The following is a 15,970-nucleotide window of genomic DNA, read 5'->3' on the forward strand; positions in this document are numbered from 1 at the left end:
CGGGGCGGCCCGAGCAGACGGTGTCCGCCCCGTTCCTCGTCACCTGCCGTCCGCCGACCGGTCCACACCTCGGACCGGTCGGCGTGCCGGCGCGGCGGCGGGAGAGGATGGGGGCGTCTTCCGGACCGGGCCGGGCGGGCGTCCCCGGGTGTCCGCCGGGCACCGCCGCGCCCCGCACCGGGCCGTCCCGGGAGGCAGTGCGGTGCCCGGGAGGCAGAGCCCGGACCACCCCCGCCCGCTGGACCAACCGCGCCCTGGAGGACGCCGTGACGGTAGTCGAGATTCCCGGATCGAAGTCGGTGACGGCCCGCGCGCTGTTCCTGGCCGCCGCCGCCGACGGCAGCACCAGGCTGCGCCGCCCGCTGCACTCCGACGACACCGAGGGCTTCGCGGCCGGCCTCGCCGCGCTCGGCTACGCGGTCACCGAGGACGGCCAGGACTGGATCGTCGAGGGCCGCCCGCAGGGCCCCGCCAACGACGCCGACGTCTACTGCCGCGACGGCGCCACCACCGCCCGCTTCCTCCCCGCGCTGGCCGCCGCCGGGCACGGCGAGTTCCGCTTCGACGCCTCCGCGCAGATGCGCCGCCGCCCGGTCGGCCCGCTCACCGAGGCGCTGCGCGAGCTCGGCGTGGTGCTGGTGCACGAGGAGAACGAGGGCCACCACCCGCTGCGGATCAGCGCGCGCGGCGTCAAGGGCGGCGAGCTCACCCTGGACGCCGGGCTCTCCTCGCAGTACCTGACCGCCCTGCTGCTGCTCGGCCCGCTCACCGAGCAGGGCCTGCGGATCACCGTCACCGACCTGGTCTCGGTGCCCTACGTCGAGATCACCCTCGCCATGATGCGCAGCTTCGGCGTGGAGGTCGGGCGCGAGGGCGACGGCAAGGTCTTCGTGGTGCCGCCGGGCGGCTACACCGCCGTCGATTACCCGGTCGAGCCGGACGCCTCCACCGCCAGCTACGTCTTCGCCGCCGCCGCCCTGACGGGCCGTGAGGTGACGGTGCCCGGCCTCGGGCAGGGCGCGCTCCAGGGCGACCTGAAGTTCGTCGAGGTGCTGGAGCGGATGGGGGCGGAGGTCCGGATCGGCGAGGACGAGGTGACCGTGGCCGGTGCTCCCGGCGGGCGGCTGTCCGGGATCACCGTCAACATGCGGGACATCTCCGACACCATGCCGACGCTGGCCGCCTTCGCGCCGTTCGCCGACGGGCCGGTGCGGATCGAGGACGTCTACAACACCCGGGTCAAGGAGTGCGACCGCCTGGAGGCCTGTGCGCAGAACCTGCGGGCCCAGGGCATCGAGGTGGAGACCGGCCGGGACTGGATCGAGATCAAGCCGGGCGCGCCGAAGCCGGTCGAGATCGCCACCTTCGGGGACCACCGGATCGTGATGTCCTTCGCGGTGGCCGGGCTGCGCACCCCGGGCGTCACCTTCGACGACCCGGGATGCGTGCGGAAGACCTTCCCGGCCTTCCACGAGGAGTTCGCGAAGCTGCGCGCCTCCTGGGGGATCTGACCGGCTCTCAGGCCTCGGCCGGCTTCAGCCTGCGCGCGACCAGCGTGCCGAGCCGGTCGAGGCCCACCACCAGCGCCGCCAGCGCGATGAACTCGAAGGTCAGCTGGACGATCTGGAGCGACACCCAGCCGTAGCCCTTCTCGCTCGGGTCCAGGAAGAAGTACGGGTACTTGACCGGGAAGTCCGGGAAGAGCAGGGCCCGGGCGATGGTGACGGCGGCGTAGCCGAGCGGGAAGGCCAGCCAGAGCGGCAGGTCCTTCCAACGGGAGGCGTTGCGCGGCTTGAGGCAGAGCCAGTCGCCCAGCACCAGCACGGGCGTGACGTAGTGCAGGAAGAAGCTGGACCACTCCTGCACCAGGTTCTCGCCGTTCACCAGCCCCGGCAGCGGGTTGGCCCCCTTGTTCAGCAGGATGTGCGCGACCAGGCCGGTGATGGTGATGTACAGCGTCACCGCCCCGCGCAGCCGCGGCGCGGGCGCCTCGACGGTGGAGCGCTTCACCATCCAGTAGACGGCCCCGAGGAAGTACCCGAGCACGATCACGTTGCTCTCGATGGTGAAGTACACCAGCGAGCTGTTGCTGAGGATCAGCCCGAGCCCGGCCGAGAGCACGATGGCCGCTCGCCACCAGAGTGAGGGGCGGGTCCAGACCGACATGTTGTTCACCAGTCCGTGGTCGAGTGTTGGCATGGTCGCCGCACTCTACCTGCGGGTAGCCGACCCACGGAAGGCGCCTGGTCACCGGCGTACGATCACCCCGTGCCCCGCAAGCCGAACACCCCGCGCCGCCTGACCGCCGACGGCACCAGGTACCTCTGGACGCTCCGTCACCGCCACCGGCCGGAGGGCTGCGAGGAGAGACTGACCCTGCACCCCCAGCCCGCAGGGGAGAGCGGCCTGCTGCGCATCGTCTTCGCCGACGGCCCGGACCGGTACGTGCCGGGAGGGGCGCCGCTCGGCTCGGGCGACGTCGGGTACGTCAGGGGCGCCGGGCTGAACCTGCACGAGCCGGGGGCCGTCAGGGCCCTGCTCGACGCCGCGCTGGCGGGTGGCTGGGCGCCGGGCGGTCCCGCCGTGGAGCTTGACGGGTGGTCACTGCTGGAGGAGGCGGCCCGGGCGGGTCAGGGGCTGACGAAGCCCTCCTGGTAGGCGGTGATGACGGCCTGGGTGCGGTCGCGGGCGGCGAGTTTGGTGAGGATGCCGCCGACGTGGGTCTTGACGGTCTCGGGGCTGACGACGAGGTGGGCGGCGATCTCGGCGTTGTTGAGGCCGGCGGCCATCAGGCGGAGGACCTGGGACTCGCGGTCGGTGAGGCGGCGGGTGCGGGCGTCGGGGCGGGCGGGGCGGCGGGCGGTGGCGAGGTCGCGGATGGCGGCGGGGAAGAGCAGGGAGTCGCCGCGGGCGACCAGGCGGACGGCCTGGACCATCTCGTCGGCGCTGGCGCGCTTGAGCAGGAAGCCGGCGGCTCCGGCCCGGAGCGCGTCGTAGACGTGGTCGTCGTTCTCGAAGGTGGTGACCACCAGGATCCGGGGCGCCGGGTCGAGGGTGGAGACCAACTGTTCGGTGGCGCGGATGCCGTCCACCTGCGGCATCCGGACGTCCATCAGCACCACGTCCGGCCGCAACTCCCTCACCAGGGAGACGACTTCGGCACCGTTGGCGGCCTCCCCGACCACCTCCAGGTCCGGTTCGGCGTTCAGGATGGCCCGTAGGCCCATCCGCACCAGCCGCTCGTCGTCGGCGATCACCACGCGCACCGTCATGTCCCGGCCCCCTGCTCGTTCGGTTCAACTGTTCAGCGGCAGCCGGGCGGTGAGCCGCCAGCGGCCGTCGGTGTCCACGCCTGCGCCGCAGGTGCCGCCCAGCACCGCGGCCCGTTCGGCCATCCCGGCCAACCCCCGCCCGCCGCCCGGACGGCTCGGCCGGTCCTCGCCGGGCGGATTGACCAGCTCCAACTCCAGTGCACCGGAGACCACTTCGAGCCGCAGCTCGGCGGTCACCCGCCCCGCGTGGCGCAGCACGTTGGTCAGCCCCTCCTGGACGATCCGGTACGCCGCCCGGGAGACCTCGGCCGGCAGCTCGCCCGTCCCGGGTCCGACCCGCGCGGAGACCGCGACCCCGGCCAGCTCCATCTGCCGCAGCAGGGCGCCGAGCCCGGCCAGGGTGGGAGCGGTGGAGCCGGCGGCGGGCTCGGGCTCCTCGCGGAGCAGGCCGAGCACGGTGTCCAGCTCGGCCACCGCGGCCCGGGCGGTCTCCTCGATCGCCTTGAGCGCCTCCTCGGCGAACTCCGGGTCGCTGCGCAGCACCCGCCCGGCGGCCGCCGCCTGGATCCCGACGGCGCTCAGCGCGTGGCCGACGGAGTCGTGCAACTCCCGCGCCAGCCGGTTGCGTTGGGCCAGCTCCAGGGCGCGCCGTTCGGCCGCGGCGAGCCGCTCGCCGGGCGTCGGCCCGAGCAGCGGCACCGCGGTGCGGGCCAGCCAGGCCCCGGCCCCGGCGTTGGTCAGCAGCACCAGTGCCACCAGCCCGAGCGCGACCAGCTGCGGCGCCACCCCGAGCGGTCCGAACAGCTCCCGGACCGCGGCCTGGTCCGGGAAGAGCAGCAGCACGCAGACCGCCGGCGGGACGGAGAGCGACATCCCCGAGACCACCCCGCCGCAGAACAGGTGCTGGACGAACCAGGCGGCGGTGCGCCGCCGGGCGGCCCAGGACCGTGACGCGGTGACCGTCAACTCCCGTCCGTCGGCCAGTCCGAGGGCCCGGGCGGCGGTGGCCTCCAGGACCCGGACGGCCGGCAGCAGCAGCGCCACGGCGGCGGCGAGCGGCAGGGCCACCGCGAAGGCCTCGAACTGCGCCCACAGGTCCCCGCGCGTGTCGTTCAGTCCCCGGGCGGTGGAGACCAGCACCAGGCAGAGCAGCCAGAAGGGCATCAGGAGGGCTCCGCCGAGCACCAGGTGCACCCAGCGGAGCGCCGCCCTGCGTCCGACCAGTGCACGCAGACCGACCGGCAAGTGGGGGGCGGCGTCGCGGTGCCGGGGCACGCACCTCGCCGGCTTCTCGTCAGTCGCCGATGCTCCGCATGGACTCCCTCCTCGGCGCCGCCGAGCCACGCACCCCAACACCGCTCCTTCCTCCGCCCCCCACTTGCCGGTCGGTCTCACGCAGCTGACCCTATGTCAGCGGCAGCGTGCGCACGTTCGATCAGGACCAGGGCCCCGGTCACCAGCAGCAGCCCGCCGATCCCGGCCTGCGCCGCCTCGGCCAACTGCCCGGCCGGTGGCACGGTGTCGGTCCGCTCGGGGAGGTCGGGCTGGAGCAGCCAGACGAAGACGTTCCACGCGCCCCAGGCGAAGACCGCGCCGCCGGCCAGCCAGCCGGTCAGCAGGGCGGGGGCCAGCCGGCGCTGCGGGGTGCGGCGCAGCACCACCCAGAGGAACGCGGTGCAGGCGGCCAGCAACAGCACGGCGGTGACGGCGTCGATGATCCTGGCGGGGCGGTGGCCGTCCAACAGCCGCAGCGGGCGGGCCAGGTGGCCGCCGAGCGCCCAGTAGAGCCGGGCGGCGGCGAGCGGCAGGGCCAGCCCTGCGGCGGTCACCGCGAGGGTGCGCTGCAGTCCGAGGGTGGCCGTGCGGGGCAGGTCGCCGATCCGGTCGGAGAGCAGCCCGGCCCAGCGCTCCCGGGCGTGCAGGGCGAAGCCGGCCAGCAGGGCGACCCCCTGGACCGCGAAGCCGCCGTAGACCACGGCGAACACCCAGGGCTGGAGCCAGCCCTGCGGGTCGACCGAGGGCTCGGTGCCGAGCAGCAGCTCGGTGCCGAAGATCAGCGGAAGCTCGATCAGCAGGGCGCCCAGCATCCCGCTGCCGACCCAGGCCGGGAAGAGCACCAGCCCGGCCGGGATCCGCCGGCCCCAGGGGCGGACGAAGGCCAGCGCCAGGACGACCGCCACCGCGTCCATGACGAAGGTGACCAGGTTGGCGGCCCACATCGCGCCGGAGTGGGCGATCTCGGCGTCCGGGCCGAATCCGATCGTGCTGCCGCACAGCCAGAGGGTCTTGAGGGTCAGGTACGGCACGGTGGCCGCGACGGTGAGTGCGCAGATGCCCCGGCGCAGTGCGCCGGACGGGGTGAGGTCCATGGGTCCACCCTCCCGTCCGGCGCCCCGCCCGGGGCCTCCGCCCTGGTCAGGAACCGGATCCCCCCGGAGGGGGAAGCGGTGCTACTCCTGAGGGAGGGTCACCCCGCTGGCGCGGAGCATCTCCTCGCGCTCCACCACCTTGACCCGCTCGCGCTGCTGCGGCTCGCCGAGCGCCTTCTCGTACGCGTCCAGCAGCTTCCAGCCGTCCCAGGTGGTGTACGCGACCTGGTTGGCCGTCAGGTGCGCGAGGACGGCGTCCTCCTGCGGGGCGTCCGGGGTGCGCAGCGCGCCGGCCCGGAAGTCCTCGATCAGGCAGGCCACGGTCTCGTTGGCGTCGCCCTTGGTGTGGCCGATCAGGCCGACCGGGCCGCGCTTGATCCAGCCGGTGACGTAGGTGGACGGCAGGTGGTGCCCGGCCTCCATGACCCGGCCGGCCTCGTGCGGCACGGTGCCGGAGACGGCGTCCCAGGGCAGCTTGGGCAGCTCCTCGGAGAGGTAGCCGACGGCGCGGTAGACGGCGCCCAGGTCCCAGTCGGTGTACGCGCCGGTGCCCTTGACGTTGCCGGTGCCGTCCAGCTCGGTGCGCTCGGTGCGCAGGCCGGTGACCTCGCCGTTCTCGCCGAGCACCTCGACCGGGGACTCGAAGAAGTGCAGGAAGAGCTTGTGCGGGCGCTCGCCGATGTCGCGGATCGCCCAGTTCTCCAGGGTGGAGGCGACCATGTCGGCCTGCTTGTTGCCCCGGCGGGTGGCGATCGAGCCCTCGTCGTAGTCGATGTCCTCGGGGTTGACGATGACCTCGATGTTCGGCGAGTGGTCCAGCTCGCGCAGCTCCATCGGGCTGAACTTGGCCTGGGCCGGGCCGCGGCGGCCGAAGACGTGGACCTCCAGCGCCTTGTTGGCCTTGAGCCCCTCGTACACGTTGGCCGGGATCTCGGTGGGCAGCAGCTCGTCGGCGGTCTTGGCCAGGATGCGGGCCACGTCCAGCGCCACGTTGCCGACGCCGAGCACCGCGACCTTCTCGGCCTCCAGCGGCCACTCGCGCGGAACGTCCGGGTGGCCGTCGTACCAGGAGACGAAGTCGGCCGCGCCGTAGGAGCCGTCCAGCTCGATGCCGGGGATCTTCAGCTCGCGGTCGGCCATCGCGCCGGTGGAGAAGACCACCGCGTCGTAGAAGCGGTGCAGGTCGTCCAGGGAGAGGTCGGTGGGGTAGTCCACGTTCCCGAACAGGCGGATCTGCGGCTTCTCCAGCACCTGGTGGAGCGCGGTGATGATGCCCTTGATCCGGGGGTGGTCGGGGGCGACGCCGTAGCGGATCAGGCCGAAGGGCGCGGGCATGCGCTCGAACAGGTCGATCGACACACCGGGGTCGGCGGCGACCTCGGACTTCATCAACGCGTCGGCGGCGTAGATGCCGGCGGGGCCGGCTCCGACTATGGCCACTCGGATGGGGCGGGACATACGTGCATCCTTCGGCTGGGCAGCGTTGACCGCCAGGGTGCCCGGCGGTTCCTGGTTAGGCTACCCTTTCCCGATCTATGGCCCCATAGGGATGCCCTATGTCCATCAGGTGCAGAGGTCTGGACCACGCCCCATCCGTGGTGCTAAGGCCGGGTCACCGCCGGGTCACCCGGCCGCGAGCGACGGCGTGCAGGTCCAGGTCCAGTACGGGCGCGGCTCGGTGCTCGGGCTCGGGTCGGCGGTCCACGTGGGACTGGGGCTCGGGCTCGGGCTCGGGCTGATCGTCGGGCGGGGGCTGCTGACGGTCGGGCTCGGCGGCCAGGCCGGGGTGGTCAGGACGCAGGCGCCGGGGGCCGTCACGTCGGTCATGGCGATCCGGCCGATCCGGAAGGGTCCCTGGCCGTACCAGCCGTGGAAGGAGACGGTCACCTGGTTGACCGCGACCACGGAGACGGTGGCGGTCAGGGTGGTCCACCCGGAGCCGTCGGCCCAGCGCGTCACCTTGCCGTCGGGGACCTTCGGGACCCCCTCGACGGTGACGAAGGCGTAGGACCCGGAGACCTCGGCCGTGAGTTCGTAGGTGGAGCCGGGAACGACCCGGACCGCCTGGGTGCAGCCGGCCTGCTCGTGGGTTCCGGGGCGGCCCTCCACGATCCGGTCGGTGAGGGTCACGTCGCCGGTGCAGGACCAGCCGGAGCTCAGCGGTTCGGCGAAGTCGCCGTTGCGCACCACCTGCTGGCGTGGCGGCTCGGCGGCGGCGGGTACGACCGTGACCAGGCCGACGAGGGCCAGGGCCACGGCTCCGAGCAGGGCGGCGGGGGTGGCGGACTGTCTGTGGGGTGCACGCATTGCCTTCTCCTGGTGGGGAGTTGTGGACGGGCAGCGGTGCAGGGAGTGGGCCCAGCCTGGTGGAGGGCGGGAGGCCGGGTCAAGAGTGCCGAATTCGCCGATCCTCTGGACGGTATATTCAACTCACCGGTATATGTAGAGGCATGACGGAACGTTCGATGCAGGAGCCGACACTGCTCCTGCTCACCGCGCTGGCCGATGCGCCCCGGCACGGGTACGCGCTGCTCCAGGAGGTCACCGCGATCTCCGGGGGCCGCGTGAAGCTCCGCGCCGGGACGCTCTACGGAGCCCTGGAACGCCTGCTCAAGCAGGGACTGGTCCGGGTGGAGGGGGAGGAAGTGGTCGACGGCAGGGCACGGCGGACCTTCGGGCTCACCGACGGCGGGCGGGAGGTGCTGGAGCGCGAGGCCGAACGGCTGCGCGCGGTGGTGGCCGAGGCCGACCGGCGGCTGTCCTCGGGCCGCGCCGCGCAGCTGCGTCCGGGATTCGCCTCGTGAGTGGGGCGAGCGGGGCAAGCGGGATGGGCGGGGCGAGCGGCCTCGGGGTGCGGGTGGCGATGCGCCTCCACCCGGGGTCCTACCGCCGGGGCGAGGGCGCCGAGTTGGCGGCGGTCTTCGCGGACGCCACCGCCGGGCGGGGGCGTTGGTCGGCCGCGCGGGAGTGGGTCGATCTGGCCGGGCACGGCCTGCGGATGCGGCTCGGGCTCGGGTCGGACCGGACACTGGCTCAACTGGCTGCTCTGGCAGCGCCGTTCGCGGGGGTGGCGGCGGTGGCGGGCACGCTGGCGGAGGAGGTGGACGGCGTGGTCGTCTCCCTGCAGCGCGGGTGGCCCCTGTACTGGCTGATCGCTGCGCCGGTGGACACCCTGCCGGGCTTCGGCTACTGGCTCGGCCGGGCGGGTCTGCTCCTCCTGTTGGTGGTGGCCGTCGCGGCCGTCACCGGCCGTTGGACCGCGGCCCGGGCGCTGGCGCCGCCGGGCCTGCTGGCGGTCCTGGGCCACGTGGTGGTCGAGTCGCTGCTGTCGACGAGCTGGTCCTACGGGGACGGCCCTCGGCTGCTCGCCAGGATGGCGGCCTGGTACGGGCCGCAGGTGATCTGGCTGCTGATCCTGATGGCCGCGCCCCGGGACCTGCTCGGGCCGCCGACCAGGGGGCGGCGCCTGAGCTCTCTGGCGGGTCTGCTGGTCGGCGGTGTGCTGCTGAACACCGCGCTCGGGCTGGGGCCGTTCCGGATCCTCGGTGCGGGGGCGCCCAGCGTCGTGCTGGCCCTGCTGCTCGGTGCGACGGAGCTCACGCTGCTCGCCGTGGCCGTGCCCGCGCTGCTGCGCGGCCGGCCGGGTCCGGCGGCGGCGGCCGTGGCGGGGGTGCCGGTGCTCGCCCTGATGCTGCTCTCGGCCGCCGCCCACCTGTGGAACTCCGGCCACCACGTCCTCGCCGTCGCGCTGCTGGCCGGGTTCGCGCTGCTCGCCGCCGTCCTGCCGCACTGGCGGCCCGGCTTCCTGGAGCGACGCCCGCCCACCGCTCGTTAGAGCCTGTCTGACAATTCCCGCCGGGGTCGGCCCTCCCCCAGCCTTCGGCCGGGAGGTGCCCCCTTGGCACGCACGCTCGCCGCACGGCCGAAACGCCCAAGTAGCTCCGCTACGAGGGCGTCCCGGCCGCACGCCGATCGCACGCGCCCTCCTTGCCCGCCATCGGGCAGGAGGGGCCCTGAACGACCCGGCCTGATCCGACGCGAATTGTCAGACAGGCTCTAGCCGTCCGCACACCGGAGGCCCCGCCGTCACGGCGGGGCCTCCGTGCGTTCACCGGGCGGGTGAGGCGCCGTCAGAAGAGCAGACGGGCCTCGCGGTGGGTGTGGGACTCGATGCCGGAGGCGGCCTTGAGGATGAGCTCGTGGGCCAGGTTGGAGCAGGCGCGGGCCGCGGCCAGCTCCTCTCCGACGGTGGAGTCGGGGGCGTCGTCCGGGTTGCGACGGGCGATTCCGAGGCCGCGGACGCCGGGGGCGCTGAAGCCCTCCAGCGAGGCGGTGCAGGTGGTGCGGTTCTCGTCCTCCTCGAAGACGAGGGCGACGTTCCACTGGTTTCGCATGGTCGATCACCTCATTCCGGGTGGATCGTTCAAGGCCCAGCCTCCGCCTGTGCACGGCCGATTTCAAGGCGGGCGGGAGGCGGGTCGGACCGGATCCGCGACCCGTGCGCCGAAGCCTTGTTACCGCCGGGTCACTTGTCTATCATCGCGACTGTGACAGCCCCACTGTCAAAGACGAGAGGACGGCTGTGGACGGTTCGACCAACCGGGGACCACTCGCCGGGGTGCGGGTGGTGGAGTTGGCCGGCATCGGGCCCGGCCCGTTCGCCGCGATGCTGCTCGCCGACCTCGGGGCGGACGTGGTCCGGGTGGACCGCCCGGGTCCGTCCCCGCTCGGCCCCGCCCCCGAGCACGACCTGACCAACCGGAACAAGCGCTCGGTCCTCGTGGACCTCAAGGCCCCCGAGGGCCCGGGTCAGGTGCTCGACCTGGTCGAGCGCGCCCACCTGCTGATCGAGGGCTACCGCCCGGGCGTCGCCGAGCGCCTCGGGGTCGGCCCGGAGGCCTGCCTGGCCCGCAACCCCGCACTGGTCTACGGCCGGATGACCGGTTGGGGCCAGGGCGGTCCGCTCGCCCAGCGGGCCGGGCACGACCTCGGCTACACCGCCACCGCCGGGGTGCTCGGCCTGGCCGGCCCGGCGGACGGCCCGCCCGCCTGGGCGGCCAACCTGCTCGGCGACTACGCGGGCGGCTCGCTCTACCTGGTGGTCGGCCTGCTGGCCGGCCTGCGGCACGCCGAACTCACCGGCGCCGGCCAGGTGGTGGACGCCGCCATCGTGGACGGCGCCGCACACCTGACCACCATGCTCTGGGGCCTGCTGGGCGCCGGGCTCTGGCAGGACGGACGCGGCGTCAACCTGCTGGACGGCGGCGCCCCGTGCTACGCCACCTACCGCACCTCGGACGGCCGGTACATGGCGGTCGGCGCGCTGGAGCCCCAGTTCTGGGCCGAGTTCACCCGCCTGCTGGAGCTCCCCGCCGACGCCCCCGGTCAGTACGACCTGCCGCGCTGGCCCGAGCTGCGGGCGGCCGTCGCGGCCCGGTTCGCCACCCGCACCCAGGCCGAGTGGACCGAGCTCTTCGAGGGCACGGACGCCTGCACCTCCCCGGTGCTGACGCTCGGTCAGTCCGCCGTCCACCCGCACCTGGTGGCCCGGGGCACCTACCTCACCGAGGGCGGCGTCACCCAGCCCGCCCCGGCGCCCCGGTTCTCCGCCACCCCCGGCTCGGTGCACCGACCGCCGGCCCTCCCCGGCGCGCACACCGAGCAGGTGGCGCGCGACTGGGACGTCAAGAGCCTTCACATCCCCTCCAGTTGAGAGCAGGAGCCGTGCAGCGCGAGATCTACACCGAGGAGCACGAGGCGTTCCGCGAGACCGTCCGGGCCTTCCTGGCCAAGGAGGTGCTGCCGCACCACGACCGCTGGGAGAAGGACGGCATCGTCGACCGCTCGGCCTGGCTGGCCGCCGGGCGGCAGGGCCTGCTCGGCCTGGCCGTCGAGGAGGAGTACGGCGGGGGCGGCGAGGGCGACTTCCGCTACCCGGCCGTGCTGGCCGAGGAGTTCGTCCGGGCCGGGGCCAGCGGCCTGGCGATCGGTCTGCACAACGACATCATCGGCCCCTACCTCAGCCAGCTGGCCACCGAGGAGCAGAAGCGCCGCTGGCTGCCCGGCTTCTGTTCCGGCGAGCTGATCACCGCCATCGCGATGACCGAGCCCGGCACCGGCTCCGACCTCCAGGGCATCACCACCCGGGCCGAGGACAAGGGCGACCACTACCTGCTGAACGGCGCCAAGACCTTCATCTCCAACGGCATCCTGGCCGACCTCGTGGTGGTGGTCGCCAAGACCACCGAGGAGGGCGGAGCGCACGGCCTCAGCCTGCTGGTGGTCGAGCGCGGGATGCCCGGCTTCGAGCGCGGCCGCAACCTCGACAAGATCGGCCAGAAGGCCCAGGACACCGCCGAGCTGTTCTTCCAGGACGTCCGCGTCCCCAAGGAGAACCTGCTCGGCGAGGTCGACCAGGGCTTCTACTACCTGATGCGCAACCTCGCCCAGGAACGCCTGGCCATCGCGGTGGCCGCGATCGCCGGGGCCGAGCACCTGGTCGAGCTCACCACCGAGTACGTCAAGCAGCGCACCGCCTTCGGGCGCCCGCTGGCCAAGCTCCAGCACGTCCGCTTCGAGATCGCCGAGCTGGCCACCGAGTGCGCCGTCACCCGGACCTTCGTGGACCGCTGCATCACCGAGCACAACCGCTGGGCGCTCACCCCGGTGGACGCCTCGATGGCCAAGTGGTGGGCCACCGAACTGCAGAAGCGCACCGCCGACCGCTGCCTCCAACTGCACGGCGGGTACGGCTACATGACGGAGTACCCGGTCGCCAAGGCGTTCACCGACGGCCGGATCCAGACCATCTACGGCGGCACGACCGAGATCATGAAAGAGATCATCGGCCGCTCCATCCTCGGCTGAAAGGCACCCACACCGTGACCACCGAAGCGTACGTCTACGAGGCGATCCGCACTCCGCGCGGCCGGGGCAAGGCCAACGGTTCGCTGCACGCCACCAAGCCGATCGACCTGGTGGTCGGCCTGATCCACGAGATCCAGCGCCGCCTGCCCGGCCTGGACCCGGCCGCGATCGACGACATCGTGCTCGGCGTGGTCAGCCCGATCGGCGACCAGGGCTCCGACATCGCCCGGGTGGCCGCCATCGCGGCCGGCCTGCCGGACACCGTGGCCGGCGTGCAGGAGAACCGCTTCTGCGCCTCCGGCCTGGAGGCCGTCAACCAGGCCGCGGCCAAGGTCCGTTCGGGCTGGGAGGACCTCATCCTGGCCGGCGGCGTGGAGTCGATGAGCCGGGTCAAGATGGGCTCCGACGGCGGTGCCTGGTTCGCCGACCCGATGACCGCCTACGAGACCTCCTTCATCCCGCAGGGCATCGGCGCCGACCTGATCGCCACCATCGAGGGCTTCTCCCGCGCCGACGTGGACGCCTTCGCCGCCGAGTCCCAGGCCCGCGCCGCCAAGGCCCAGGCCGACGGCCTGTTCGACCGCTCGGTGGTGCCGGTGCGCGACCGCAACGGCCTGGTCGTGCTGGAGCGCGACGAGTTCATCCGCCCGGGGACGACGGTGGAGACCCTGGCCGGCCTCAAGCCCTCCTTCGCCGCCATCGGCGAGATGGGCGGCTTCGACGCCGTCGCGCTGCAGAAGTACCACTGGGTCGAGGCCATCGACCACGTCCACCACGCGGGCAACTCCTCCGGCATCGTGGACGGCGCGGCGCTGGTCGCGATCGGGTCGCGCGAGGTCGGCGAGCGGTACGGGCTGCGCCCGCGCGGGCGGATCGTCTCCGCCGCCGTCTCCGGCTCCGAGCCCACCATCATGCTCACCGGCCCCGCCCCGGCCACCCGCAAGGCACTGGCGAAGGCCGGACTGACCGCCGCCGACATCGACCTGGTGGAGATCAACGAGGCCTTCGCCGCCGTCGCCCTGCGCTTCGTGCGCGAGCTCGGCTTCCGGCCGGACCAGGTGAACGTCAACGGCGGCTCCATCGCCCTCGGCCACCCGCTGGGCGCCACCGGCGCGATGCTGATCGGCACGGTGCTGGACGAGCTGGAGCGCCGCGAGCAGCGCTACGGCCTGGTGACCCTGTGCGTCGGCGGCGGGATGGGCATCGCCACCGTCATCGAGCGCATCTGACCACCCGACACTTCTGGAGACCTCAGTCATGACTTCCGTCACCCCCATCCGCTGGGAGCAGGACCAGGCCGGTGTGGTCACCCTGGTGCTCGACGACCCGGACCAGTCCGCCAACACCATGAACGCCGCCTTCACCGCCGCGTTCGAGGAGACCGTCCAGCGCCTCAAGGACTTCGACGGCCTCCGTGGTGTCATCATCACCTCGGCCAAGAAGACCTTCTTCGCCGGCGGCGACCTGCGCCTCATCTCCGCGGCCCAACCCGCCGACGCCCAGCGGGTGTTCGACAACTCGATGCGGATCAAGCGCTCGCTGCGCACCCTGGAGACGCTCGGCCGGCCGGTGGTCGCGGCCATCAACGGCGCAGCCCTCGGCGGCGGCCTGGAGCTGGCCCTGGCCTGCCACCACCGGATCGCGCTGGACGCGCCCGGCAGCAAGATCGGCCTGCCCGAGGTGACGCTGGGCCTGCTGCCCGGCGGCGGCGGGGTGGTCCGCACGGTCCGGATGTTCGGCATCACCGACGCGCTGCTGAAGGTGCTGCTGCAGGGCCGCCAGTACCGCCCGGCGCAGGCGCTGGAGATCGGCCTGGTCGACGAACTCGTCTCCGACGCGGACGAGTTGCTCGTCAGGGCGCGCGCCTGGGTGGAGGCCAACGAGACCGCGGTTCAGCCCTGGGACGTCAAGGGCTACAAGATCCCCGGCGGCACCCCCGCCACCCCCGCCTTCGCCGCCAACCTGCCCGCCTTCCCGGCCAACCTGCGCAAGCAGATCAACGGCGCCCCCTACCCGGCCCCGCGCAACGTGCTCGCGGCCGCCGTGGAGAGCGCCCAGGTGGACGTGGACAACGCCTTCGTGATCGAGGCCCGGTACTTCACCGAGCTGGCCTGCGGGCAGACCTCGAAGAACATGATCAAGGCGCTGTTCTTCGACATGCAGGCCGTCAACTCCGGTGCCAGCCGCCCGGCTTCGCCGGCCAAGCGGAAGGCCGAGCGGGTCGCGGTGCTCGGCGCCGGGATGATGGGCGCGGGCATCGCCTACTCCTGCGCCAAGGCCGGCCTCACGGTCTTCCTCAAGGACGTCACGCTGGAGGCCGCCGAGCGCGGGAAGGCCTACTCCGCCGGGCTGTTGGAGAAGCAGGTGGCCCGCGGCCGGATGACCGCGGAGGAGCGGGACGCCTTCCTGGCCCGGATCACCCCCACCGCCGAGGCGGCCGACCTGGCCGGCTGCGACACCGTGATCGAGGCGGTCTTCGAGAACACCGAGCTCAAGCACAAGGTGTTCCAGGAGGTCCAGGGCGTGGTCGCGCCCGACGCGCTGCTCTGCTCCAACACCTCCACCCTGCCGATCGGCCTGCTGGCGGAGGGCGTGGAGCGCCCGGCCGACTTCATCGGCCTGCACTTCTTCTCGCCGGTCGACAAGATGCCGCTGGTCGAGATCATCCGAGGCCCGCAGACCGGCGACGAGGCGCTGGCCGCCGCGTTCGACCTGGTGCAGCAGATCAAGAAGACCCCGATCGTGGTGAACGACTCCCGTGGCTTCTTCACCTCCCGGGTGATCGGACAGTTCATCAGCGAGGGCGTGGCGATGGTCGGCGAGGGCCTGGAGCCCGCCTCGATCGAGCAGGCCGCCGCCCAGGCCGGCTACCCCGCGAAGGTCCTCTCGCTCCTCGACGAGCTGACCCTCACCCTGCCGCGCAAGATCCGCGACGAGGCCCGCCGCGCCGTCGAGGAGGCCGGCGGAGTCTGGCCCGGCCACCCCTCCGACGAGGTCTTCGACCGGATGGTCACCGAGTTCGACCGCCCCGGCCGCAGCGGCGGAGCCGGCTTCTACGAGTACGAGGACGGCAAGCGCACCCGCCTCTGGCCGGGCCTGCGCGAGCACTTCACCCGCCCCGGCGCGGAGATCCCGTTCCGCGACATGCAGGAGCGGATGCTCTTCTCCGAGGCGATCGACTCGGTCCGCTGCCTGGAGGAGGACGTCCTCACCACGGTGCCGGACGCCAACGTCGGCTCCATCCTCGGCATCGGCTTCCCGGCCTGGACGGGCGGCGTGCTCCAGTACATCAACGGCTACGAGGGCGGCGTCGGCGGGTTCGCCGCCCGCGCCCGGGAGTTGGCGGCCGCGTACGGGCCGCGGTTCGAGCCGCCGGCGCTGCTGGACGAGATGGCGGCCGAGGGCCGCACCTTCTGACGCCTCGCCGGGAGTGCCCTCGGGGCCCGGCCGGTGACCACCTCG

At 73.1% G+C, this 15,970-nt stretch carries 15 protein-coding genes; 8 read left to right on the forward strand and 7 right to left on the reverse strand.

The window, feature by feature from the left end; genetic code table 11:
• Positions 1 to 266 precede the first annotated feature (266 nt).
• On the forward strand, positions 267 to 1,511 hold the full coding sequence (gene aroA / locus ABD946_RS23205; protein WP_345286587.1) for a 3-phosphoshikimate 1-carboxyvinyltransferase: 1,245 nt from the start codon (positions 267 to 269) through the stop codon (positions 1,509 to 1,511).
• A gap of 7 nt (positions 1,512 to 1,518) precedes the next feature.
• Here aroA and ABD946_RS23210 read toward each other — a convergent pair whose 3' ends face one another.
• The gene (locus ABD946_RS23210; protein ID WP_345286589.1) at positions 1,519 to 2,199 is read right to left on the reverse strand and encodes a Pr6Pr family membrane protein; all 681 of its coding nucleotides are present in this window, start codon (positions 2,197 to 2,199) and stop codon (positions 1,519 to 1,521) included.
• A gap of 69 nt (positions 2,200 to 2,268) precedes the next feature.
• On the opposite strand from ABD946_RS23210, the gene ABD946_RS23215 reads away from it, so the two are divergent.
• Positions 2,269 to 2,658, forward strand: coding sequence for a hypothetical protein (locus ABD946_RS23215; protein ID WP_345286591.1), 390 nt, complete (start codon positions 2,269 to 2,271; stop codon positions 2,656 to 2,658).
• Here ABD946_RS23215 and ABD946_RS23220 read toward each other — a convergent pair.
• From ABD946_RS23220 to ABD946_RS23240, 5 genes are all read right to left on the reverse strand, one after another.
• Entirely contained in the window at positions 2,631 to 3,272 is a 642-nt protein-coding gene (locus tag ABD946_RS23220; protein WP_345286593.1) for a response regulator transcription factor, read from the reverse strand. The genes ABD946_RS23215 and ABD946_RS23220 overlap by 28 nt on opposite strands.
• A gap of 24 nt (positions 3,273 to 3,296) precedes the next feature.
• Positions 3,297 to 4,547: a sensor histidine kinase gene (locus ABD946_RS23225; RefSeq protein WP_345286595.1), complete on the reverse strand. Its 1,251-nt coding sequence runs from the start codon at positions 4,545 to 4,547 to the stop codon at positions 3,297 to 3,299.
• Positions 4,548 to 4,663: 116 nt separating this feature from the next.
• Positions 4,664 to 5,641: a hypothetical protein gene (locus tag ABD946_RS23230; protein ID WP_345286597.1), complete on the reverse strand. Its 978-nt coding sequence runs from the start codon at positions 5,639 to 5,641 to the stop codon at positions 4,664 to 4,666.
• A gap of 81 nt (positions 5,642 to 5,722) precedes the next feature.
• Complete coding sequence (locus ABD946_RS23235; protein WP_345286599.1) at positions 5,723 to 7,099, reverse strand: FAD-dependent oxidoreductase; 1,377 nt, start codon at positions 7,097 to 7,099, stop codon at positions 5,723 to 5,725.
• 165 nt (positions 7,100 to 7,264) lie between these two features.
• On the reverse strand, positions 7,265 to 7,948 hold the full coding sequence (locus tag ABD946_RS23240) for a carbohydrate binding domain-containing protein (protein ID WP_345286601.1): 684 nt from the start codon (positions 7,946 to 7,948) through the stop codon (positions 7,265 to 7,267).
• A gap of 143 nt (positions 7,949 to 8,091) precedes the next feature.
• Here ABD946_RS23240 and ABD946_RS23245 point away from each other — a divergent pair, with 143 nt between their 5' ends.
• On the forward strand, positions 8,092 to 8,445 hold the full coding sequence (locus tag ABD946_RS23245; RefSeq protein ID WP_345286603.1) for a PadR family transcriptional regulator: 354 nt from the start codon (positions 8,092 to 8,094) through the stop codon (positions 8,443 to 8,445).
• A complete protein-coding gene (locus ABD946_RS23250; protein ID WP_345286605.1) occupies positions 8,442 to 9,476 on the forward strand; it encodes a hypothetical protein in 1,035 nt (344 codons plus the stop codon). The genes ABD946_RS23245 and ABD946_RS23250 overlap by 4 nt, the downstream gene beginning before the upstream one ends.
• A 295-nt stretch (positions 9,477 to 9,771) precedes the next feature.
• Here ABD946_RS23250 and ABD946_RS23255 read toward each other — a convergent pair whose 3' ends face one another.
• Positions 9,772 to 10,035: a DUF1876 domain-containing protein gene (locus ABD946_RS23255; protein WP_345286607.1), complete on the reverse strand. Its 264-nt coding sequence runs from the start codon at positions 10,033 to 10,035 to the stop codon at positions 9,772 to 9,774.
• A 188-nt stretch (positions 10,036 to 10,223) separates the two neighbouring features.
• Between ABD946_RS23255 and ABD946_RS23260 the strand changes: the two genes are divergently transcribed.
• Genes ABD946_RS23260 through ABD946_RS23275 form a run of 4 tightly spaced genes read left to right on the forward strand, consistent with a single transcriptional unit; the run spans position 10,224 to position 15,925 of the window.
• Positions 10,224 to 11,354, forward strand: coding sequence for a CaiB/BaiF CoA transferase family protein (locus ABD946_RS23260; protein ID WP_345286609.1), 1,131 nt, complete (start codon positions 10,224 to 10,226; stop codon positions 11,352 to 11,354).
• Between the two features lie 11 nt (positions 11,355 to 11,365).
• Positions 11,366 to 12,508 (forward strand): acyl-CoA dehydrogenase family protein, encoded by a 1,143-nt coding sequence (locus ABD946_RS23265; protein WP_345286611.1) that lies wholly within the window; start codon positions 11,366 to 11,368, stop codon positions 12,506 to 12,508.
• A gap of 14 nt (positions 12,509 to 12,522) precedes the next feature.
• Positions 12,523 to 13,737: an acetyl-CoA C-acetyltransferase gene (locus ABD946_RS23270; RefSeq protein ID WP_345286613.1), complete on the forward strand. Its 1,215-nt coding sequence runs from the start codon at positions 12,523 to 12,525 to the stop codon at positions 13,735 to 13,737.
• Positions 13,738 to 13,765: 28 nt separating this feature from the next.
• Positions 13,766 to 15,925, forward strand: coding sequence for a 3-hydroxyacyl-CoA dehydrogenase NAD-binding domain-containing protein (locus ABD946_RS23275; protein ID WP_345286615.1), 2,160 nt, complete (start codon positions 13,766 to 13,768; stop codon positions 15,923 to 15,925).
• The last annotated feature ends 45 nt before the right edge of the window (positions 15,926 to 15,970 follow it).

The organism is Kitasatospora albolonga (genome assembly GCF_039535905.1).
Lineage (GTDB): Bacteria > Actinomycetota > Actinomycetes > Streptomycetales > Streptomycetaceae > Kitasatospora > Kitasatospora albolonga.